Annotated in this window: 18 protein-coding genes; 7 read left to right on the forward strand and 11 right to left on the reverse strand. The window is 60.6% G+C overall.

The window, feature by feature from the left end:
- Positions 1–12: 12 nt before the first annotated feature.
- Both rhlE1 and yedA read right to left on the reverse strand, forming a co-directional pair.
- Positions 13–1,347 carry an RNA helicase RhlE1 gene (gene rhlE1 / locus ACA044_RS26470; RefSeq protein WP_497443958.1) on the reverse strand — a complete coding sequence of 445 codons (1,335 nt, stop codon included), beginning with the start codon at positions 1,345–1,347 and terminating at the stop codon, positions 13–15.
- A 65-nt stretch (positions 1,348–1,412) separates the two neighbouring features.
- Positions 1,413–2,339: a drug/metabolite exporter YedA gene (yedA, locus tag ACA044_RS26475; RefSeq protein ID WP_497443959.1), complete on the reverse strand. Its 927-nt coding sequence runs from the start codon at positions 2,337–2,339 to the stop codon at positions 1,413–1,415.
- A gap of 163 nt (positions 2,340–2,502) precedes the next feature.
- Here yedA and ACA044_RS26480 point away from each other — a divergent pair, with 163 nt between their 5' ends.
- Complete coding sequence (locus tag ACA044_RS26480) at positions 2,503–2,961, forward strand: Lrp/AsnC family transcriptional regulator (protein ID WP_497443960.1); 459 nt, start codon at positions 2,503–2,505, stop codon at positions 2,959–2,961.
- Positions 2,962–3,086: 125 nt separating this feature from the next.
- Here ACA044_RS26480 and ACA044_RS26485 read toward each other — a convergent pair whose 3' ends face one another.
- The 3 genes from ACA044_RS26485 to ACA044_RS26495 all read right to left on the reverse strand — a co-directional run bounded on the left by ACA044_RS26485 (position 3,087) and on the right by ACA044_RS26495 (position 5,183).
- A complete protein-coding gene (locus ACA044_RS26485) occupies positions 3,087–3,698 on the reverse strand; it encodes a 3'-5' exonuclease (protein ID WP_497443961.1) in 612 nt (203 codons plus the stop codon).
- A gap of 22 nt (positions 3,699–3,720) precedes the next feature.
- On the reverse strand, positions 3,721–4,200 hold the full coding sequence (locus ACA044_RS26490; protein WP_007895393.1) for a LabA-like NYN domain-containing protein: 480 nt from the start codon (positions 4,198–4,200) through the stop codon (positions 3,721–3,723).
- A 215-nt stretch (positions 4,201–4,415) separates the two neighbouring features.
- Positions 4,416–5,183, reverse strand: a complete 768-nt coding sequence (locus tag ACA044_RS26495) for a DUF2076 domain-containing protein (protein ID WP_497443962.1) — start codon at positions 5,181–5,183, stop codon at positions 4,416–4,418.
- 178 nt (positions 5,184–5,361) lie between these two features.
- Here ACA044_RS26495 and ACA044_RS26500 point away from each other — a divergent pair, with 178 nt between their 5' ends.
- Both ACA044_RS26500 and ACA044_RS26505 read left to right on the forward strand, forming a co-directional pair.
- On the forward strand, positions 5,362–6,036 hold the full coding sequence (locus ACA044_RS26500; protein WP_497443963.1) for a DUF7847 domain-containing protein: 675 nt from the start codon (positions 5,362–5,364) through the stop codon (positions 6,034–6,036).
- A 237-nt stretch (positions 6,037–6,273) separates the two neighbouring features.
- On the forward strand, positions 6,274–7,353 hold the full coding sequence (locus ACA044_RS26505) for an endonuclease/exonuclease/phosphatase family protein (RefSeq protein ID WP_497447312.1): 1,080 nt from the start codon (positions 6,274–6,276) through the stop codon (positions 7,351–7,353).
- A 121-nt stretch (positions 7,354–7,474) separates the two neighbouring features.
- Here ACA044_RS26505 and hrpB read toward each other — a convergent pair whose 3' ends face one another.
- Entirely contained in the window at positions 7,475–9,991 is a 2,517-nt protein-coding gene (gene hrpB / locus ACA044_RS26510) for an ATP-dependent helicase HrpB (protein ID WP_497443964.1), read from the reverse strand.
- A gap of 362 nt (positions 9,992–10,353) precedes the next feature.
- On the opposite strand from hrpB, the gene pmcY reads away from it, so the two are divergent.
- Together pmcY and ACA044_RS26520 are read left to right on the forward strand one after the other, a co-directional pair.
- Positions 10,354–10,773, forward strand: coding sequence for a periplasmic Zn2+ metallochaperone PmcY (gene pmcY, locus ACA044_RS26515; RefSeq protein WP_497443965.1), 420 nt, complete (start codon positions 10,354–10,356; stop codon positions 10,771–10,773).
- 40 nt (positions 10,774–10,813) lie between these two features.
- The gene (locus ACA044_RS26520) at positions 10,814–11,710 is read left to right on the forward strand and encodes a cation diffusion facilitator family transporter (protein ID WP_497443966.1); all 897 of its coding nucleotides are present in this window, start codon (positions 10,814–10,816) and stop codon (positions 11,708–11,710) included.
- On the opposite strand, the gene ACA044_RS26525 is transcribed toward ACA044_RS26520, so the two are convergent.
- Positions 11,704–12,702 (reverse strand): DUF6515 family protein, encoded by a 999-nt coding sequence (locus ACA044_RS26525; protein ID WP_497443967.1) that lies wholly within the window; start codon positions 12,700–12,702, stop codon positions 11,704–11,706. The two genes, ACA044_RS26520 and ACA044_RS26525, sit on opposite strands and share 7 nt — an antisense overlap.
- Before the next feature lie 1,108 nt (positions 12,703–13,810).
- On the opposite strand from ACA044_RS26525, the gene ACA044_RS26530 reads away from it, so the two are divergent.
- Both ACA044_RS26530 and ACA044_RS26535 read left to right on the forward strand, forming a co-directional pair.
- A complete protein-coding gene (locus ACA044_RS26530) occupies positions 13,811–14,290 on the forward strand; it encodes an Lrp/AsnC family transcriptional regulator (protein WP_007937367.1) in 480 nt (159 codons plus the stop codon).
- 215 nt (positions 14,291–14,505) lie between these two features.
- A complete protein-coding gene (locus ACA044_RS26535; protein WP_007894445.1) occupies positions 14,506–14,715 on the forward strand; it encodes a DUF2788 domain-containing protein in 210 nt (69 codons plus the stop codon).
- Here ACA044_RS26535 and ACA044_RS26540 read toward each other — a convergent pair.
- From ACA044_RS26540 to ACA044_RS26555, 4 genes are all read right to left on the reverse strand, one after another.
- Positions 14,710–15,351, reverse strand: a complete 642-nt coding sequence (locus tag ACA044_RS26540; protein ID WP_497443968.1) for a pseudouridine synthase — start codon at positions 15,349–15,351, stop codon at positions 14,710–14,712. The genes ACA044_RS26535 and ACA044_RS26540 overlap by 6 nt on opposite strands.
- A gap of 75 nt (positions 15,352–15,426) precedes the next feature.
- Positions 15,427–16,926: an AMP nucleosidase gene (gene amn, locus ACA044_RS26545; protein WP_497443969.1), complete on the reverse strand. Its 1,500-nt coding sequence runs from the start codon at positions 16,924–16,926 to the stop codon at positions 15,427–15,429.
- 191 nt (positions 16,927–17,117) lie between these two features.
- Entirely contained in the window at positions 17,118–18,767 is a 1,650-nt protein-coding gene (locus ACA044_RS26550) for an acyl-CoA dehydrogenase family protein (RefSeq protein WP_497443970.1), read from the reverse strand.
- A gap of 96 nt (positions 18,768–18,863) precedes the next feature.
- On the reverse strand, positions 18,864–21,221 hold the full coding sequence (locus ACA044_RS26555; RefSeq protein WP_497443971.1) for a 7TM diverse intracellular signaling domain-containing protein: 2,358 nt from the start codon (positions 21,219–21,221) through the stop codon (positions 18,864–18,866).
- Between the last annotated feature and the right edge of the window lie 70 nt (positions 21,222–21,291).

Below are 21,291 nucleotides of genomic sequence, written 5' to 3' on the forward strand. Positions count from 1 at the left end.
CGCAGCGGGTAATCAAGGCTTACGCTTACGCGGCCCAGTGTTAAACACCGGCACTTTACGCACAGGCTTGATCGACGGCTCCGGCGCCGAGGCATCGCCGCTCTCGACCCATTTACCCAGGTTGCGCTTGCCGCCACTGGAGGTTTTGGGCTTCTTCGGTTTTTTCGGTTTCTTGATCACCTGACCGCTGGCATCGGTATCCGGCACGCGATGCTCAGGCTCGAAGTCCTGCTCCATCTGACGAGTCAACGTCTGACGGGTCAACATCTCGATGGCTGACAGCTGATTCACTTCATCGGCACAAACCAGCGAAATCGCCTCGCCGGTTGAACCCGCACGGCCGGTACGACCGATGCGGTGGATGTAGTCCTCCGCCACGATCGGCAGGTCGAAATTGACCACCAATGGCAAATCTTCGATATCCAGACCACGCGCTGCCACGTCGGTGGCTACAAGGATCTGCACTTCGCTGGCCTTGAAACGATCCAGCGCCCGCTGACGGGTCGCCTGAGGTTTGTCGCCGTGGATGCCGTCGGCATTGATGCCCAGGCCCTGGAGTTTTTCCACCAGTGCGTCCACGCCGTTACGGGTCTTGGCGAACACCAGCACCTGCTTCCACTTGCCCTTGCGCATCAAGTGAACGAACAGCTCCGGCTTGCGCTTCTTGTCCACCGTCACCACCCATTGCTTGACGGTGTTGGCGGCCACGTTGCGCGGGCTGACTTCAATGCTCAGCGGGTCGTTGAGCATCTGCCCGGCCAGGGTGCGGATGGCATCGGAGAACGTTGCGGAGAACAGCAGCGTCTGACGTCTCGAAGGCAGGGCTTTATAGATATTCCCCAGCTCTTCGGAAAAACCCAGATCGAGCATGCGATCGGCTTCGTCCAGCACCAGGGTTTGCAACTGGTTGAACTTCAGAGCGTTCTGACGGAACAGGTCGAGCAAGCGGCCCGGCGTTGCCACCAACAAGTCGACGCCTTTACGCAATTTCATCATTTGCGGGTTGATGCTGACGCCGCCGTACACCGCGTACGAGCTCAACGGCAGGTTCTCGGCGTACTGGCGCACGCTTTCGTGAACCTGCTCGGCCAGTTCGCGGGTCGGCACAAGGATCAATGCGCGCACGGAGTTGGCGCTGACTTTCGGCCCTTCCATGGCCAGCAATTGCAGCAGCGGCAAGGCGAAACCGGCAGTCTTGCCGGTACCGGTCTGGGCTGCGGCCATCAGGTCGCGACCGGCCAGCACCGCCGGAATCGCTTGTGTCTGCACCGGTGTCGGAGTCTGGTAGCCGAGCGTCTCGAGAGCGCGCAGCAAGGGTTCGATCAGGCCAAGGGTGGCGAAAGTCATGGGAGTACCGTAGGAAAATTCAGCGCGGTTGTGCAAAACGAGTGTGCAATGGCGCGCAGTTTACCCTAATTCGCGCGGGATTCTGTCGGCACCACTACGGCAGGCCGATCTGCGCCACGGCGCCACTGCGGCAACCCGATCAACACCACGGCACTGATAATCACTGCCATGGCCAGTGCTTCCTCGATACCGATGGTCTCGCCGACAAATACGATGCCCAGCAACACCGCCACCGCCGGGTTGACGTAGGCATAACTGGTGGCCGCTGCCGGACGCACGTGTTTCAACAGGTACATGTAGGCGTTGAAGGCGATGATCGAACCGAAAATGGTCAGGTAGGCCAAGGCTGCCCAGCCTTCGATGGGTGGCATGCTCTCCAGGTGTTCACCGCTCACCGCGCTACCGATCAACAACACCACGCCGCCCACCAGCATTTCCGCGGCACTGGCCATCGCGCCCTGAGGCAACGGCAAGTGTTTACTCCACACGGAGCCGAAGGCCCAGGACGCTGCTGCGAACACCAGCAATGCTGCACCCAGCGGACTCGACTGCAGGTTGGAACCGAGGTTGAGCATCGCGATGCCGATCAGCCCGAGCACAATCCCGGCCCATTCGAGACGGGTATTACGCGCGCCCCAGAAATATCCGCACAGCAAAGTGAACAGTGGCACCGTCGCCACCGCCAACGCGGCAACACCGGAGGCGACACCGGTGTGTTCAGCCACACTGACCGCGCCGTTACCGCACGTCAGCAGCAAAATCCCGATGATCCCCGCCGCTTTCCATTGCGCCCACGTCGGTGCCGGTGCCCCGCGCCAACGCAGGAACGCGTACATCAACGTACCGGCGATCACGAAGCGAATACCGGCAAGCAACAAGGGCGGCCAGTACTGCACGCCGATTCGAATCACCAGGTAGGTCGATCCCCAAATCACGTACAGCGCGAAAAAAGCAGCGATCAGCGGTAAGGAAAAACGGCGTATGCCAGGCATGGGCAGCTCGAGAACAAGACAAAGAGAGCAGCTATTCTAGAAAGGCAACCCGCGGAAAATAAGCTACAAAACCTGTTTATAGCGCCGGTACACTTTTCAAAACACGGAGTTCAGCGCTATAAACCGTGCTTTCGAAAGTCAGTTATTTTTCAGGAATACCACGATGGACAAATACGACCGCATGCTCCTCAGCGCCCTGTTGGAAAATGGTCGTGCGTCCTACGCCGAACTGGCGCGCAAGGTGAACCTGTCCGCTCCGGCGGTGGCCGAGCGCGTTGCCAAACTTGAGTCCTGTGGGGTGATCACCGGCTACCAGGCAAAAGTCGACATGTCCAAAATCGGCCTGCCGATCCAGTGCGTCATCGAACTGCGCCTGAACCAGCACGGCAACCAGAAAACCTACGACGAACTGGTCAAAATCCCACAGCTCACCGAATGCCATCGCGTCACCGGCGACCCGTGCGTGATCATGCAAGCGGCGGTGGGCTCGATGCCGGAGCTGGAAGAGTTGATCAACCGGATCGCCACGTTCGGGTTCAGCAAGACCTCGATCGTGCTGTCGAGCGCCATCGAGAAGCGGGTGCCGTTGGGGCAGTTGGAAGGGAATGGGAAGACGATCTAAAAGGTGCAGAAGATCCAATGTGGGAGCGAGCCTGCTCGCGATAGCGGAGTGTCAGTCAATATCAATGCTGAATGATAAATCGCTATCGCGAGCAGGCTCGCCCCCACACTCGATCTGCGGTGTACTCAGAACCCGCGATGCCGCTTCAAATGCTCATTAATCTTCGCCGCCGGCACTTTCTGCAAACTGACGAGCAGATCATGGGACAACTCCCGCAACCCATGCTTTTGCCGCAGCTCCTGGGCCAGATGCGCCGTCAGGTTGGCCGCCATTTCGGCATCGGCCATGGCCCGGTGAGCTTTGCCTGTGTGGGGTAGTTTGGCGAACGTGGTGAGCGTGCCGAGTTTGTGGTTTGGCGCGGCGGGCATCAGCCGGCGGGCGAGTAACAGCGAGCAGGCAAAGTTCTGCAAGCGTGTGCGTTTGATTCGCCCGAGCTCAAAGTCCCAGAACTTCTGGTCGAACGCAGCGTTGTGCGCCAGCAGCGGCGTGATGCCAACGAATTCGTTGACCTCGTTCATCACCTGCTCGGCCGAGGGTGCGGTGCGCAGCATGGCGTTGCTGATACCGGTCAGTTGTTCGATGAAGGCCGGCACCCGCACGCCAGCGTTCATCAGGCTTTGGTAACGCTCGACGATGCGCCCCTGTTCAAGGATCACCACGGCAATTTCCGTGGCCCGGCAGCTGCTGCTCGGGGAGATCCCGGTGGTTTCAAAGTCGATGACTGCTATGCGTTCCAAACCTGTTTCCACTCCGTAAAAATCAATTCTTGAGCAGCAACGCGCCTTCGATCGGCACGTAACGGCTGGCGGCGCGGATCAGCGAGTTGGCCGTGAGACCCGGCACGCCATAGGCCACCGCTTGCACCCCGTGCTTGGCGATGATGCGTTCCAGCAGCATGTCGAAATCTCCGTCGCCGGAGGCCAGCACCACTTCGTCGACATGGTCGGCGGCGTCCATGATGTCGAGGGTAATGCCCACGTCCCAGTCACCTTTGGCCGAACCGTCGCTGCGCTGGATATAAGGCTTAAGCTTCACGATGAAGCCGAGATTGCGCAGGATCTGCTGAAACTGTTGCTGTTTGCTGTCGCCACGATCGATCGCATAGGCATAGGCCTCGACGATCTGCCCCTGTTTGCTGACGTCAGCCCACAACGCGGCGTAGTTGAAGTGGCAACCATAGGCCTGACGCACGGTGTAATAGAGGTTCTGGACATCGGCGAACACTGCGATTTTTTTCACCGTACATCCTCTTTAACGTGCCGAAGCGCGGGCAGGATCAGGCAGCAGGCCCGAAAAGTTGCCCAGTATGCCAGCCCGAGGGATTGTTCCGCGAATAATCGGCCATGTGGCGAGGGTGCTTGCTCCCGCTGGGGTGCGAAGCGGCCCCCTTGCTTTAAAACCCAAGGGGCCTGCTACGCAGTCCAGCGGGAGCAAGCTCCCTCGCCACAGATGTATCAGATGAAGGAATCGTCATCGCCACCGAAGAACGATGAGCTGTCATCGCTGTAGTCGGCGTCGGTAAAACCGCCCTGATCGTTGGCGTTATTGTCAGCCACGCGCTGATCGTCGCCCCAGCCGTTGCCGCTGTCGCTCTGATCGCTGACCTGAGCCGGTTCTTCCTTGATGACTTCAACCACTTCCGGCTGCTGATTGTGCTGAAACAGGCTGCTGATGCCTTGCGCCAGCATCACGCCACCGGCCACGCCGGCCGCGGTTTTCAGCGCACCACCGAGGAAACTGCTGCCGGCCGCCGGAGCTTGTTGTTGCGGTGCATAGTTCTGCTGCGGTGCGGCACCGAAGTTTTGCTGTGGCGGCTGAGCATTGAACGATGGCCGCGCCGGTTCACGCCAGCCGCCAGTATTCGCGGGGGCTGCACTTTGAGTCGGCGCAGGTTGTGGATCACGGGAGCCACCACCGAAAATGCTCGACAAAAAGCCACCGCTGCTCGGCGCCGGAGCCGCCGTCTGAGCCTTGGCCGATTGCAGTTCAGCCTGCAATTGCTGGACTTGCTGAGTGAGTTGCTTGTTCTGTTCGTCGAGGCTCTTGATGGCTGCCTCTTGCACCAGAATCGCCTGGGTCATGAAATAGCCCGCCGCTGGCTGGCGAGTCAGGTGTTCCTTGATCCGCGCTTCGGCCTGGGCATCGCGCGGGGCTGAGTCCGTTTCGGCCTGTTGCAGCCGGGAAAACAGTCCATCGATCAGGGTTTGTTCTTCGCTGTTCATGGCGACCTCGTAGATTGCCGGGAATATCGTTGCCCTCATCCACGGTGGATAAGGTGCTCATCCGTAATGGAGGCTAATACAGGATGTTTCAACGACCTTTACCGAACGTTTACGTTTGCGCCCCGAAGGGTTTCATCGGTTAAAGTGAGGCACTGCTTTCAACCTGCGATACCGACTGATGAATCCGTTCGATGTACTGCGTGACTCTCTGTATTTCTTCAAGCGCAATCTGCGTCAGATCGTGCAGCTGTGCCTGCCGCTGGTGATCTTCGAGGCGCTGCTGCAACAAGTGGTCGACCACTCCACCGAGCCGGACAGTTTCCCCGGCATCAGTGTGATGGTCGGCTTGCTGGTGTATCCGTTGTACACCGCCGCGCTGATCCTGTTTCTCGAGGCCCGCAGCCGTGGCGAATCGCCGCGCACCCGCGACTTGCTGGCGACCTCCGCGACCCTGTGGCCGCGTTTCGCCCTGCTGACCGCCCTCAACACGGTGTTGATCCTGATCGGCCTGTCGCTGTATTTCCTGCCGGGGATCTGGTTGATGGTGACGCTGGCGTTCGGTGAGTATCTGCTGGTGCTGCGCGGCCTGGCACCGCTGGCGGCGATGAAGGAAAGCCTGCGCCTGACCCGCGGGCATTTCCTGCGCATTCTGGTGTGCATTCTGTGCGTGATGGGCCCGCTGTGGGTGCTCAAGGGGGCGACACTGGCGGTTTACCCTGACCCACAGAACCCGGTGATCTCGCTACTGATCGACAGCGCTCACAGCTTCCTGCAACTGTTCACCAGCGTGGTGGTGTTCCGTTTATTCATGCTGATTAGCGATGCACCGGAGAAAGCTGACGGGGCGCTCTGAAGAACGATGCAACTCTTGTAGCAGCTGGCGAAGCCTGCGTCCGGCTGCGAAGCAGTCGTGAAATCAGTGTTCACGGTGCATCAGGTAGAACACGTTCGCTGGATTACGACTGCTTCGCAGCCGGACGCAGGCTTCGCCAGCTGCTACAGGGGTACGTGTCGCGGCTAATTGATGGGCATGCCGTTTGCTCTCGGTTATGCTCGGGGTCAATTCTGTAACGCTATAAGCCGAGCCATGATGACCCGTCTACTGCGCTACACCCTGCTGGGCCTGCTGATTGCCATCGGCCTGATTGTATTGCTGATCTACAGCCTGACCTGGCGCCCCGAGGCCAAAGAAGCGCTGCCGGTCAGTTGCAACGCCCAGGCGCCGACGCTGGTACCCGGCCAGGCGCTGAAGGTGATGACCTGGAACGTTCAGTACCTGGCAGGCAAGCGCTACGTGTTCTGGAACGACCTGGCCGCAGGAGACGACGAGCGCCCTACGCCTGAAGACATGGCCTTCAGCCTCGACGAAGTGGCGCGGGTGATTCGCGACGAGCAACCGGACATCGTGCTGTTGCAGGAACTCGATGACGGCGCCAAGGCCAGCGACTACCAGAACCAGCTCAAACTGCTTCAGGCTCGGGTCACCGACCTGTATCCGTGCACCGCTCAAGCCTTCGACTGGAAAGCCGACTTCGTGCCAGAACCGCACATCTTCGGCAGTGTTGGCCGGCAATTGGCAACCCTGAGCCGCTACCGGATCGAACACGCCGATCGCCTGCAACTACCTACCGCACCGGCCAATGTCATCCGCCGTCAGTTCAAGCCGAAAAACGCCTTGCTGGTCACTTACCTGCCGCTGAGCGACGGTGGCCAGATGGCCGTGCTCAATACCCACCTGGACCGCGCCACCCTGCCCGACGAAACCTTGCAAGCCCAGGTGACGGCCGTGGCCAAGGTCCTCGACAAGTTCGAAAGCCGCGGCACGCCGTGGTTGATCGGTGGCGACTTCAATCTGTTGCCGCTGGGCCAGTATCGGCGCCTGCCCGCCGAGCAACGCACGCCCTACTCCGCCGACAGCACGCTGCATGTGCTGTGGGACAAGTACCCGATGATCCCCACCAACAACGAAGCCAGCGGTATCGACCGGGCGCAATGGCTGACCCATTACCCGAATGATCCTGGCTTGAACGGCCCGGACCGAACCGTCGACTACCTGTTTTACAGCCCACACATCAAACGGGTCGAGGCGAGGGTGAGGCAGGACGATACCTTGCGCATTTCCGATCATCTGCCGGTGATTGCGCGGTTTCTGTTGCCGGCAGCGCCTTAAATCAAAAGCTTCGCGAGCAAGCTCCCACATTAGATCTTCAGTGAACACAGCATTGGTGGACCACCGAGATCCAGTGTGGGAGCGGGCTTGCTCGCGAATGCCGCACCACCGATGCAACTGACTACTTACGGGGTTTGATCCGGGCTGTAGCCTCGGCCACCAGCGGATCGTCCGGCCAATAATGCTTCGGATAACGCCCCTTCAAATCCTTCTTCACCTCGACATAGGTACTGCGCCAGAAGTTCGCCAGGTCCTGCGTCACCTGCACCGGCCGCCGCGCCGGGGACAGCAGATGAAGCTTGACCACTTGCCGACCACCGGCAATGCGCGGCGTCTCGGCCAGGCCGAACAACTCTTGCAAACGCACCGCCAGAATCGGCGGCTGTTCACTGTAATCCAGACGAATCGACGAACCCGACGGCACGCTCAAATGATGCGGTGCCAGCTCTTCGAGCCGTTGCGGCAGCGGCCAGGGCAGCAGGTTGTGAACGATGCTCGACAGGTCCAGATTGGCAAAGTGACTGAGCCGCGAGACTTTGCCCAGATACGGCATCAACCAGTGTTCGAGGTTTTTGAGCAACGCAACGTCGCTGACATCCGGCCATTCGCTCTGGCCCTGACTGCTGAGGTCCAACTGGCGCAACAACGCCACACGCGCCTGCCACTGACGCAACTCCGGGGGCCACGGCAACAACTCCAGACCTTTGCGCCGCACCAGGTTCACCAGCGCCTGACTACGAGCACTTTCGTCGAGCCCGGTCAGCGGTTCGCGACTGAGGATCAACTCGCCAACCTTGCGCTGACGCTCGGCCCGCAGCACGCCTTCGCGCTCATCCCAATCCAGTTGATCGACGCAACGCACCTGTTCGGCCAGCACCGAATCGAACAATGCCGGATCGAAATCCGTCGCCAGATAAATTCGCTCCTCACGCTGGCCCTGACGACTGCCCAGGTCAGCGATCACCAGCCACGGTTGCTTCATCAAGCTGTCCGCTTCAGCGAACAGCGCTGCCCGACCGTTGGCCAATCGATATTCAGCACCGCCAGCTCGCCGTTGTTGGGCGACTCGGTCGGGATAAGCCAACGCCAGCAACGCGCCGAGCCAGCGCGGATGTTCGGGATCGCTGACTGGCTCCGACGCTTTGCCCCGCAGATAACCGCGATACTGCCGCGCCAGTTGCCGAGCCCGTTGAACACCGCCCTGCGCGCCACGAGCGGGCCGTTCTTCACCGGACAACAGCACCAATCGACTGTGCAGGTCCGCGCCGACGCCACGCAAGATATCGCGCTCACCGAGCAACGCCGCGACATCACAGGCCATGTTCGCCAAGCCGAGCGCCTGGCCACGCAACAGCAAATGGGCGATCCGCGGATGCGCCGGTAGTTCGGCCATGGCCTGACCGTGACGGGTCAACGCTTCGCCCTCCAGCGCGCCCAAACGTTCAAGCAGATCCTGGGCCTGTGCATAAGCCGCTGCCGGAGGGACATCGAGCCACACCAACTGACCCGGCGTCACACCCCAACGACCGAGTTGCAAGGCCAGCCCGGCGAGGTCCGCCGAGAGGATTTCCGCACTGGCGTAAGCCGCCAGTTGCTCGTGCTGATCCTGCGACCACAGGCGATAACACACGCCGGGCTCCAGACGCCCAGCCCGGCCCGCACGCTGCGTGGCGCTCGCTTTGGAAATACGTTGAGTATCCAGGCGGGTCATACCACTGCCGGGGTCAAAGCGCGGTACGCGCGCCAGTCCGGCATCGATCACTACGCGCACGCCATCGATGGTCAGGCTGGTCTCGGCAATGTTGGTGGCAAGCACCACTTTGCGCTTGCCCACAGGTGCTGGATCGATCGCCGCACGCTGCGCCGCCAGGTCCAGCTCGCCGTGCAACGGGCAAAGCAACACGGGTGTGCCGTCGCCCAGCGCATCGGCCAATTGCTGATGCACCCGACGGATCTCCGCCTGCCCCGGCAGGAACACCAGCAGGCTACCGGTCTCATCGTTCAGCGCGTCGAGGATGGTCTGCACCACCCTTGGTTCAACAAATTCACCGGGCTGAAACGGCCGGCTCCAGCGCATCGCCACCGGGTACATGCGACCTTCGCTGCGCAGGATCGGCGCATCGTCCAGCAACCCGGCCAGGCGTTCGCCTTCCAGGGTTGCCGACATCAAAAGAATTTTCAGTGGCTGATCGTCACGAAACAGCTCCCGACCATTCAGGCTCAAGGCCAACGCCAGGTCGGCGTCGAGGCTGCGTTCGTGGAATTCGTCGAAAATCAGTAAACCCACGCCTTCCAGCGCCGGGTCATCCTGCAAGCGTCGGGTGAGAATGCCTTCGGTGACCACTTCGATCCGGGTATTGGGGCCGACTTTGCTGTCGAGACGAATACGATAACCAACGGTTTCGCCAACCTTCTCACCCAGTTCACTGGCCAACCGCTCCGCCGCCGCCCGTGCTGCCAACCGGCGCGGTTCGAGCATCAAGATGGTCTGCCCGGCCAGCCACCGCTCGTCGAGCAAGGCCAACGGCACGCGGGTGGTTTTACCGGCACCGGGCGGTGCTTCGAGCACGGCTTCGTGGCGTGTAGCGAGGGCTTCACGCAGGGCAGGTAAAACTTCATCAATCGGCAAAGAAATCATGCAGGCTCCCCAAGGCGTGCCCACAGTAAATTGCGAGTCGCGTTGAAGCTGTGGGCGTGCCAGGCAAGGCGCGGGATGCAGGTAAGGGTCGTTTCCTTGCCAAGTCCCGCAACGCAGCATGGCGCGTCCACAGCTTCAGCCCGGAGGGCCGAACCCCAATAAAATTTATCAGCCGTTACGCGTGGTCGATCTGGAAAAAACAACTTCAATACTCAACTATTCCAGGGAGGGGTGAGACGCGTCCGCAATTTACTGTGGGCACGCACTGCCGCCGCGAGTATAACGGCGAACTGCTCAGCGTTTGTCGCGGTCCTAATTCATACAGACGCCCCTTCGTTTCCAGATGACTCAGGAGATTTCAAATGCGTGCTCCCTTTCGCTTGATCGGCGGTGTATTAGTCGCGACCTTGCTGACCCAAGTGACCGCCTGTGGCTCGATTTTCTACCCGGATCGTCGCGGTCAGATCGACGGCAAGATCGACCCCGCCATCGCCGCGCTGGATGCCGTAGGTCTGCTGTTCTATATCATCCCCGGCCTGATCGCCTTTGCGGTGGACTTCGCCACGGGTGCCATTTACTTCGAGCCCGGCCGGACGGCTCAGGTGGCTCCGGAAAAACTCAAGGAAGCCATCGGTACCGACGGCAAGGTCGATAACCACAAGTTGCAGACTATTCTCGAAAGTGAACTGGGGCGCAGTTTCCCGCTGGACGATCCGCGCCTGATCCAGCACAAGGGCAGCGCCCAGCAACTGGCCATGTTCGGCCTGCAACCGGCCGCATAATGGGTGCATGTAAAGGAACACTTAAGGAAAAGCCGCACTGATGACCACCAGCACCGAACACGCCCGCTTGCTGCGGCTGGCGACCCGCGCTTCGGTGGCGGTCGCATGCACGTTGATCGTCGCCAAAGCCATCGCCTGGTGGCTGAGTGGTTCGGTGAGCATGCTCGCCGGGCTGACCGACTCGGCGCTCGATGGCGTCAGCTCGCTGCTCAATCTACTGGCCGTGCATTACGCCTTGCGCCCGGCCGACGACGATCATCGTTATGGGCATGGCAAGGCCGAATCATTGGCGGGCATGGCTCAGGCGCTGTTCATTGGCGGCAGTGCGGTGCTGATTGCCTTGCAGGCGATCGAACGATTGAAACATCCGGAGCCGATAGGCGCAGCGTGGCTCAGCATCGGGGTGATTGTGTTCTCCCTCGCCCTGACCGTGGCCCTGCTGATGTTGCAGCATCGGGTGATCAAGGCAACCGGTTCCAACGCCGTGAGTGCCGACTCCTTGCATTACCGCTCAGACCTGCTGCTCAACGGCAGCATTCTGGTGGCGCTGGTGCTGGCCGGGTTTGGCTGGCATCAAGTCGACCCCTGGTTCGGCCTGGGGATCGCCGCTTACATCCTCTGGAGCGCCATTCATATCGCCCGGCAGAGTTTTGCAGTGCTGATGGATGAGGAACTGCCGCCCGATGTCAGCCAGCACATGCTTGAACTGGCCTGCAGCGTACCGGGTGTTTTGGGCGCCCACGACTTGCGCACACGGATCTCCGGCAACCAGTGGTTCGTGCAGTTGCATCTGGAATTGCCGGGGGACTTGACCCTGTCGGTCGCCCACGGCATCAGCGATCAAGCCGCCGATGCGATTCACGCCGCCTACCCGCGAGCCGAAGTGCTGGTGCACGCCGACCCGCAGGAAGTGGTAAAGGCCGCCAGGGCTCAGTAACTCACCTGATAACCGCGACTGCTCAGGCAGTTGCCCTGGGCCTGTCGGTAGACTTGCACCACCGACGGATCCGGTTGATAGGTGACAGCGCGCGGATCGAAACCGCTCTGCTCCACGGCCCAGCGATAGCACTCGTAACCGTCCCGACTGACCTGCTCCGGCGACTGGCCGTTGGCCGGATACGCCACCACGTCATAGCCACTGCTCACCGGTTGCGGCTGCACGGGTGGTTCGACCACGACGTAATCCTGAGTGCTCTGCTGATAGGCGTAATACGATCCCGCCGCCAGGAACAACAGCGCACCGCCGATCCACACTTCACGGGCGTAATCGGGCAAGTAGCTGACACGAATCCCGCGAGGCGGCTGAACCACCACGTAACGCGGGCCTTGTGGGCGATACCAGTAACCACCGGAATAGAAATAATCCTGGCCACGATATGGCACGCGGTAGTTGCGCTCCGGGAAGCGATCGATCACGTACCCCGGACGATACTGCGGGCCGGGGCCCCAGCCACTGCCGTGCCCATCCGGGCGACCGGGCCAGCGACGGTCATCGTGACCTGAGCCCGGACCGCCGGTCTGCCAGTGCTGATTATCATTGTTGCGCCGCGGTTCGTCCTTATAGTAACCACGCCGGGGCTCCTGGGTCTGGCGCACGGTGTCGGGCCGGCCCTGGATCGGCAGATTGTTACTCGGTTGTTGCTGCGGCCGGCCCTGAGTATTGGGATCGTGCGACGAACGGTTTTGCCGCTGCTCGCCCTGATTCTGGTCGTGGAGCTCGAACTGGCGGCTGTTGTCGCCACGAATGATTTCGTTGTTCTGCGCACGTGGCGGGTTGCTACCGCGATGGCCCTGGTCATTGCCCTGATGATCCGGCCCACGTTGACCGCCATCGGGACCACGATTTTGCGGCTCATCGGCCAGCGATTGCGCAGTGACACTCACACACAGCAAACCAACACCGGCCAAACGCCAGATGCGCGACTTCATGCTTTTCCTCACTGCGGGTTAGGGCCTGTACATAAGACTGGGAAAGCACAGGCCGGTTCTGCAACAGGTTATCAGTCACGCAACTTATTTATTGAGGGGTCGCCCATAAATTCCGGGATCGAGTAGGAGGCGGGGTTGCCCCCGCCGTCCTCTCACACCGTACATACGGTTCCGTATACGGCGGTTCCTGCCTACTGACAAACAACGTCAGCGAGCTTGGTTCCGTTGATGTGTCGCCTGCGGTATCTAAGCGCCCAGACCGGCCCTCGGAGCTTCCGACTCCTACCTCCTGATGGTCTCGACCCCCGCTATGCGGAGTTTCTGCTTTACGCTCCAACAGAGATCACACCCGACTATCCACTCATGGCAGGTTCAGCCCTTCATTGCTCCGGTTTCGAGCAACTACTACGGCCTCTGCTGACTTCTGTCGCCCATCCCGTCATCTCGCGATGCCGGTAGCACATGGCAGGCTAAACAGATCTCCCAGGGTAATTCGCGCGACCTTCCTGCTTATGCCTGTCGGATCTACGTCACAGCGTTCCGTGCAAGTATTGGGCTTTGAAGATATTGGCCTTCTTACCCCGCTGCGCCACCTAATCCGCTTCCTGTTCGTCAGGCCAGCATTTTGCTTTCGGCTTCCTTCAGATTCGCAGTCACCCGCGACACCCTTGCCGTTCAGCTAACACTTCCCCTTGCCGGGTGTGTAGAGGACTTTCACCTCCAAGTCACCAGCGTGGCCACCACAGCCAAGCTGGTTGCGCTTGCGCGCAACGCGCCATGCCTGGCGCACCAATAAAAAAGGGAGACCCGTCGGCCTCCCTTTGAGAACTTCGTCCGTGCTCGACGCTTATGACGTCGGCTCACCTCACGCCGTCTTCTGGACAGTGTGTAGCTCGGGGGCCGACACATCCCCGGTGGGGTGGCGACCGCAGCTGGCCTGATTGAGCGAGCCGCACTGGACTGTTTGTCCGAGCAGTGATTCTGGTGATAAGCATAGGCCCGGAGCACCGGCAGAGGATTGCTAAGATTGCTCAAATAAACATCACTTGCGCAATTTTTAACTCAGGATAGATAATCCGCCGCAATAGTTATGACAAAGGCCTGACCGATGAGCAAACTCGACCGATACGACTTGAGCATTTTGGCGGAATTACAGCGTGACGCACGCATCTCCAATCAGGAGTTGGCCGAACGTATCGGTCTGTCGCCTTCGCCTTGCTCACGGCGGGTCAAGCAACTGGAAGACGACGGTTACATCTCCCGCCAGGTTGCCTTGCTGGACCGCAAGATGCTCGGCCTGAGCCTGACAGCCTACGTGCTGATCGGCATGGACCGCCATACACCCGAGCGGTTCGAGAACTTCGAAGCCGCCATTCGCACCTTGCCGCAAGTGCTGGAATGCAGCCTGGTGACGGGGATGGATGCGGATTATCAGCTCAAGGTGGTGGTGCCGGACATGGATCACTATCAGAAACTGTTGCTGGGGCACCTGACCCGGATTGAAGGAGTGACCAGTGTGCGATCGAGTTTCGTGCTGAACCAGGTGCTCAACAGCACCGAGTTGCCGCTGACTCATTTGCGCAGCTGAGAATGCCTTCGCGGGCAAGCCTCGCTCCTACAGGATTTGTGTCGGTCACGGTATTACGTTCGACACACCCCCCGTAGGAGCGAGGCTTGCCCGCGAAGAGGCCCGCACAGGCGACGAATAGCTGCGGCACACTGCCGCAGGTCAATGCCCCGCCAATCCCCCTTGCCGTATACTCCCCCCGCCCTTTTTAGCCCCACCCGCGCTGGAGATGTTCGATGGATCCTGCAGTACTCGAAGAGTGGATGATGACTGGCCTGGTCAGCATCCTGATCATTTTCATGGGTTTCATCGTCTGGGATCTGGCGAAAAAATCCAAGGCCGGGCGCTTCGGCTCGTTCATTCTGTTCTTCGTACTCGGTTTGGGCGTGGCCGCGTTCGTGATCAAAAGCGTGGTGATCGGCCTGATCGAATCCGGCACTCTATAAGCGCGCCGGCACTTCCTTCCACTGGCCCTGATCGAGCCCTTCGATCGACCAGTCACCGATTCTGACCCGCACCAGACGCAACGTCGGCAAGCCGACTGCCGCGGTCATGCGCCGTACCTGACGGTTGCGGCCTTCGCGAATCACCAGTTCCAGCCAACTGGTCGGCACGCTTTTACGAAAGCGCACCGGCGGGTTGCGTGGCCACAATTGCGGTTCATCCAGTTGTCGCGCTTCGGCCGGCAACGTCATGCCGTCGTTCAACTCGACGCCATCGCGCAAACGCTGCAACTGCTCAGCGCTCGGCTCACCTTCCACTTGCACCCAATAGGTCTTGGCCAATTTGTGTTTCGGGTCGGCAATCCGTGCCTGAAGCTGGCCGTCGTTGGTCAGCAACAGCAAGCCTTCACTGTCACGGTCCAGCCGTCCTGCCGGGTAAATCCCTGGAATCCCGATAAAGTCCTTGAGCGTCGCCCGCCCTTCGCCGTCGCTGAATTGCGTCAGCACATCGAAAGGTTTGTTGAATAGAATCAGCTTCGGCTCGGCCGGCGGCGCTTTGGCGACACGGCGCGGGGCTGTGGACGATTGAGCAGGTTTCACACCGGGGCGGCGGGAAACGGGACGTGGAGGACGAGACATGGCGAGAAGAACATCTAACGGTCAGGGCTGCTAATGCTAGTGCCCCAACCGCCAAATGACCATGACAACTCTCTATCAGCGGAAAGGCGGCTCGTCAAAGCTGCGCAGTTTGCGCGAGTGCAGCGAGTTGAGCTCGGTGCGCAGCAGGTCCACCGCTTCGATGCCGATCTTCAAGTGCTGGCTGACCGCGCGCTCATAGAAGGCGTTGGCCGAACCCGGCAGTTTGATTTCGCTGTGCAACGGTTTGTCCGACACGCAGAGCAATGTGCCGTATGGCACCCGCAAGCGATAACCTTGCGCGGCGATGGTGCCGCTTTCCATGTCCACCGCCACGGCGCGGGACAGGTTGATCAGCGGACGTTCCTGCGCCCAGCGCAGCTCCCAGTTACGGTCATCGTAGGTCAGCACGGTGCCGGTGCGCAGGCGCTTTTTCAGCTCATCGCCCTTCTCACCGGTGATGTTGGCCGCCGCTTGCTGCAACGCCATCTGCACTTCGGCCAGGGCTGGAATCGGAATGTTCGGCGGCACCACCCGGTCGAGAATCCCGTCGCGGCGCATGTAAGCGTGGGCCAGCACGTAATCGCCAATGGTCTGCGACTGACGCAAGCCGCCGCAGTGGCCGATCATCAGCCAGCAATGCGGACGCAGCACCGCCAGGTGATCGGTGATGTTCTTGGCGTTGGACGGGCCGACACCGATGTTAACCAGGGTCACGCCATGGCCGTCGCTGGCGATCAGGTGATAGGCCGGCATCTGGTAACGATGCCAGACCACACCCGCGGCAATCGCCGAGGCTTCGCCGTGGTCCATGCTCTTTTCGATGATCACGTTGCCCGGCAACACCATGCGTACAAAACGCGGGTCGTTGCGCAGTTGCTCCAGGCCATGAACGATGAACTGGTCGACGTAGCGGTGGTAGTTGGTCAACAGAATCCACGGCTGCACATGGCGCCAGTCGCTGCCGGTGTAATGCACCAGTCGGCGCAGGGAGAAGTCCACCCGCGCGGCGTCGAACAGGGCCAGTGGCAGCGGGTCGGTGTTTTCCCAATCGTACAAACCATCAGCGATGCCATCGGTGGCGGCCGACAAATCGGTACTCGGGAACACGCGCGCCAGCACCGCCGCCGTGACGCCGGAACCGGCCAGCTCATCGCCCTGCTCGACCACGTACGGATAAGGAATGTTCTGCTGACTGACGCCGACTTCCACGGTCACGGTGAAGTCGTGCATCAACGGGACAAGTTGTTCCAGCAGATATTTGCGGAAAGCCCGGGGATGGGTGACGGTGACGCTGTAGGTTCCCGGCAGTTGAACCTTGGCATAGGCGCGAGTGGTCTGTGGGACTTCGCCCTGGCAAAGGTAGGTCAGACGCAACTCGGGATAACGAAACAGAGCACGCTGTTCAGCGTCCGGCTCGACGCGATCCTTGAGATAACGCTTGAGCGCTTGATTCAGCGCTGTGGTTGCACGCTCGTGCAAGACAGCAAGCCGATCCACGGCTTGCTCGGCGGTTTGAACGACAATAAACGCTTCGGTCACGATCAGCTTCCTGTGTTCTGACTTGCAGAGCTTCATCTTGCCTGCATCGTCGCTTCACGGGAACAGTGGCGTGTTGGCTGCACATCAATTCTGAGACACAGATAAACCCTGTGGGAGCGGGCTTGCCCGCGATAGCGGTCTATCAGCCAACATCTCTGTTGAATGTATAACCGCAATCGCGGGCAAGCCCGCTCCCACAGGTTTCAGAGGTGTTCATCAAATCGTGGTCAAAACCCTTGCGGGGTCGACCGGACGACAATCGCCTCCACATCCAGCCCGCGTGGCAACGTGCCATACACCCGACCGGCCGAACCGAGGCGGCTGGCGATGAAGGCATCACTGACCGCCGCATTGCCAGCCTCCAGCAACAACTTGGCCTGAAGCCCCAAGGCAATGTCTTCGGTGAGCTGACGGGCGCGGTATTGAATGTCGTCGGTATCCTTGAACGCAGCCTGCAATTGGTTGATGTGCGCGGCCAGGCGTTTGTCGCCATGACCGTCACCCAATTCGCTGAACAGCACATCCAGCACACCCGGCTCTTTCGACAACGCGCGCAACACGTCGAGGCATTGCACGTTGCCGGAACCTTCCCACGTCGAGTTGACCGGTGCCTCGCGGTACAGCCGCGGCAGAATGCTTTCTTCGACATAACCGGCGCCGCCCATGCATTCAGCGGCCTCGTTGATCATTCCGGGCGCGCGTTTGCAGATCCAGTACTTGCCCACCGCCGTGACCAGCCGAGCGAATTTCGCTTCGTGGTCGTCACCCAGATGATCCAGCGCCCGGCCCATGCGCAGGCTCAGCGCCAGGGCGGCTTCGCTTTCCAGGGCCAGGTCGGCCAGCACGTTTTGCATCAACGGTTGCTCGCTGAGCAACTTGCCACCGACCTTGCGATGGGCGCAGTGATGGCTGGCCTGGGTCAGGGCCTGGCGCATCAGCGAGCTGGAGCCGACCATGCAGTCGAAGCGGGTCATGGCGACCATTTCGATGATGGCCGGAACACCTCGGCCCTCTTCGCCGACCATCCAGGCCAGGGCGCCACGGAACTCCACCTCGCTGGAAGCATTGGACCAGTTGCCGAGTTTGTTCTTCAGCCGCTGTATGTAGAACTGATTGCGTGTGTCGTCCGGGCGATGACGCGGCAGCAGGAAACAGGTCAACCCCTTGTTTGTCTGGGCCAGGGTCAGGAAGGCATCGCACATCGGCGCCGAACAGAACCACTTGTGGCCCACCAGTTCATACGCCTGACCGGGACCACTGGCGCCGACCGGATAGGCCTTGGTGGTGTTGGCCCGCACGTCGGTGCCGCCCTGTTTCTCGGTCATGGCCATGCCGATGGTGACCCCAGCCTTGTGGGCCATGCCGACGTTGCGCGGGTCGTATTCGGTGGCGAGGATTTTCGGCAACCATTGTTCGGCCAGATCCGGTTGCAGGCGCATCGCCGGGACGCTGGCGAAGGTCATGGTCAGCGGGCAACCGCTGCCGGCTTCAGCCTGACTGTGTAAATAGGTCATGGACGCGCGGGCAACGTGGGCGCCCGGTTGCGGGTCGGTCCAGGGCAAGCCAGTCAGGCCATGCTCCACCGCCGTGCGCATCAACTCGTGGTAGGCCGGGTGAAACTCCACCAGGTCGATGCGATGGCCGTAACGGTCATGGCTGACGAACACCGGTTTGTTCTGATTGGCCACAAACCCCGCTTCCATCAGCGGCCCGCCCGCCAATGCGCCGTAAGCGTCGATCCGCGACTCGGCCCAACCGGCATCGAAACGCCGCGACCACTCCTGCAACGGCTGGTCGATGCGATAGAGGTTGGTACCGTCCAGCGACGGTGGCTGGTTGGTGACTTCGTGGGTTTCGGCGAACTGATGCAGGTTCATGACGGGGCTCCTTTGGTCAGCCAAGGCACTTTCAGTTAAGCACCGCCCCGAGGTTGAACAAAGTGGCATATCTGCCTAACTGTCGGCGCTTTCGCCTTATCCAGGACAGAGCACCCGCCGATAGAGTGCCGCTTGCAAGTCTTCGAATTTCACCGGTTTGTTCAGGTAATCGACCAAGGTGTCGCTCGGGCAATAAGCTCGGTCCGCACTCAGGGCAATCATGAATACAGGTAATTCGGCGTAACCGGGCAAGGCGCGGATCCGGCAGCAGATCGAGGCGCCATCCAGTGGCGGCAACTGACAATCGAGCAGCACGGCGTCAACGGTTTCACGCTGCAAATGATCGAGCGCGGCGACGCCGCTGTCGGCGGTGCGTACCCGGAACCCAAGCTTGAGCAACATGCCACGCATCACCAATTGATTGATGCTGTTGTCATCGACCAGCAACACCGTGCAGTCCTGGGGTAAACGCAGACAGGCGGGTTGCCGGGTGATCGAGGGCGCAGATTCCACCACCGGTAGTTCGAACTCGACGTCCAGCTGGAAGCGACTGCCGCGACCCGGTTCCGAACGGTGGCTCAGGCGCCCACCGAGCAGTTCGACCAGCTGCCGACAGATCGCCAGGCCAACGCCCAGACCGCCGTATTCACGAGTCATCGAACCGTCGAGCTGGAAGAAGCGCTGGTACAGCGTCGCCGCCCCCAAATCGGTAAAACCGATGCCGGTGTCGATCACCGCAAAGGACAGCGCCAGCCGATCGGTCTCCACCGGTTTACCCGTCACCCGCAACGCCAGCCCGCCGACCCGGGTGAACTTGATTGCGTTGTCCAGCAGGCATTCCAGGCATTGCGTCAGCTTGCTGCTGTCGCCGTGCAAGCGATCCGGCAGCCCGGGCGTAACCTCGACTTTGAAGTCCAGCGACTTGCTCGACGCATTACCATCGAACTGCAGGCGCAAGGCCTCGACCACACCGCGCAAACTGAACGTGTCCGGATAGACCTTGAGCTTGCCGGCCTGCAATTCGGTCAGGGTGAGGATGCCGTTGACCATGCGCATCATGTCCCGCGCCGAACCGGCGGCCGTTTGTTGATACTGCTCCAGCTCAGGGTTCATCTCGACGGTATGCATCAACTCCAGCGAACCGATCACACCATTCATGGGCGTGCGCAGTTCGTGGGTCAAGGTGGCGAGGAATTCGTCCTTGAGCTTGTTACTGTGAGCCAGTTGCTGGTTCAGCACTTCGAGCTTCTGGCCGGCATCGAACAACGTCTGTGCCTGTTGCTCGCGCATGGCGTTGATGCGATCGGCCAGGGACAGGGACAGCAGCGCCACTTCGACCGCCGAGCCGATCTGGCTGGCGTACATGGTCAGGAACACATTGGGCAAATAACCCAGCACCATCATCGTGTTGACGATGCCACCGAGCAGGAACGCCGACCAGGCAATGATGAAGTACCGCGCCACCCGCAGGCCGCGCCACCAGGCGAAAATCCCGGCGGCGAAAATCACCACGGTAAAGACCAGTGCCAGCGCGGTCGCCAGGCGCAAGGCCAGGGCGTAACTGGTCATCAATGACAACCCGACCACCACCGCACTGAACGCAATCAACGCCAGCAGCAAACGGTCGAGCCAGCGACTGTGGGTGGCCGTCTGCAAGAAGCTGCGGGCGAACTGGCTGCCGAACAACCCCGAACAGCCGATGAAGAACGGCGTCGCGGCATTGGCCCACCACGGATTGTTCGGCCAGAGATACTCCACCGCCGCGCCGTTCACCGACAGCTGATACAAACCGAACGAGGCGATATAGACGATGTAATAGAGGTAGCTGGTGTCGCGCACGCTGAGGAAGATGAACAGGTTGTAGACCAGCATCCCCAGCAACACACCGTAAATCAGCCCCAGCGCATAGAGCCGGATCGGCTGCTCTTCAAGGTAAGCGGTGCTCGACCACAAGGTGACGGGCGCCTGAATCGACCCTTCACTTTGCAGGCGCAGGTACACGGTTTGCGCCTGTTCAGGCGCAAAGTCCAGATCGAACAGATAGTTGTTCTGGCGGATCTCGCGACTGGCAAACGGCAACGCATCACCAGTCTGTCGGACCAATTGATAGTCACCGCCGGCATCAGGCAAGTACAGATCAAGGCGATCGAGAGGCGGATAGGCCAGTTCCAGCAACCAGGTCCGTTGCGCTGCCGGGTTGGTCGGGCGGTATTGCAGGTCGATTTTCAGCCAGAACGCCGAACGCGAATAACCGGCGTTGAGCGTGGCTTTATCGTGGGGGTTGAAGTGTCCGGCCGCAGCTTGCGCACGGACATCGGCGATGGTCGCCTGACCGCCCGCGTCTTCATATACCTGCATCGTTCGGCCCAGGGGAAGGCTCTGGGTGAACTCGTCGAATTCGACGGCGCTCGCCAGGAGGGGCAAGCACAACAGCAACATCAGCAAATAGCGCATTTAAGCCCCAGCGTGGCCTGTCCGGTTCTGTCAGGAAGCCCCCCATTCCTTTTGAGTAGACGTAAACCGG

It is taken from the genome of Pseudomonas sp. LBUM1673, from assembly GCF_059695645.1.

Excerpts from the sequence above, each read along its gene's own strand:
- rhlE1 (WP_497443958.1), bottom strand. The coding sequence starts at position 1,347 with ATGACTTTCGCCACCCTTGGCCTGATCGAACCCTTGCTGCGCGCTCTC.
- yedA (WP_497443959.1), bottom strand. The coding sequence starts at position 2,339 with ATGCCTGGCATACGCCGTTTTTCCTTACCGCTGATCGCTGCTTTTTTC.
- ACA044_RS26480 (WP_497443960.1), top strand. The coding sequence starts at position 2,503 with ATGGACAAATACGACCGCATGCTCCTCAGCGCCCTGTTGGAAAATGGT.
- ACA044_RS26495 (WP_497443962.1), bottom strand. The coding sequence starts at position 5,183 with ATGAACAGCGAAGAACAAACCCTGATCGATGGACTGTTTTCCCGGCTG.
- ACA044_RS26500 (WP_497443963.1), top strand. The coding sequence starts at position 5,362 with ATGAATCCGTTCGATGTACTGCGTGACTCTCTGTATTTCTTCAAGCGC.
- ACA044_RS26505 (WP_497447312.1), top strand. The coding sequence starts at position 6,274 with ATGACCCGTCTACTGCGCTACACCCTGCTGGGCCTGCTGATTGCCATC.
- hrpB (WP_497443964.1), bottom strand. The coding sequence starts at position 9,991 with ATGATTTCTTTGCCGATTGATGAAGTTTTACCTGCCCTGCGTGAAGCC.
- pmcY (WP_497443965.1), top strand. The coding sequence starts at position 10,354 with ATGCGTGCTCCCTTTCGCTTGATCGGCGGTGTATTAGTCGCGACCTTG.
- ACA044_RS26520 (WP_497443966.1), top strand. The coding sequence starts at position 10,814 with ATGACCACCAGCACCGAACACGCCCGCTTGCTGCGGCTGGCGACCCGC.
- ACA044_RS26525 (WP_497443967.1), bottom strand. The coding sequence starts at position 12,702 with ATGAAGTCGCGCATCTGGCGTTTGGCCGGTGTTGGTTTGCTGTGTGTG.
- ACA044_RS26530 (WP_007937367.1), top strand. The coding sequence starts at position 13,811 with ATGAGCAAACTCGACCGATACGACTTGAGCATTTTGGCGGAATTACAG.
- ACA044_RS26535 (WP_007894445.1), top strand. The coding sequence starts at position 14,506 with ATGGATCCTGCAGTACTCGAAGAGTGGATGATGACTGGCCTGGTCAGC.
- ACA044_RS26540 (WP_497443968.1), bottom strand. The coding sequence starts at position 15,351 with ATGTCTCGTCCTCCACGTCCCGTTTCCCGCCGCCCCGGTGTGAAACCT.
- amn (WP_497443969.1), bottom strand. The coding sequence starts at position 16,926 with ATGAAGCTCTGCAAGTCAGAACACAGGAAGCTGATCGTGACCGAAGCG.
- ACA044_RS26550 (WP_497443970.1), bottom strand. The coding sequence starts at position 18,767 with ATGAACCTGCATCAGTTCGCCGAAACCCACGAAGTCACCAACCAGCCA.
- ACA044_RS26555 (WP_497443971.1), bottom strand. The coding sequence starts at position 21,221 with ATGCGCTATTTGCTGATGTTGCTGTTGTGCTTGCCCCTCCTGGCGAGC.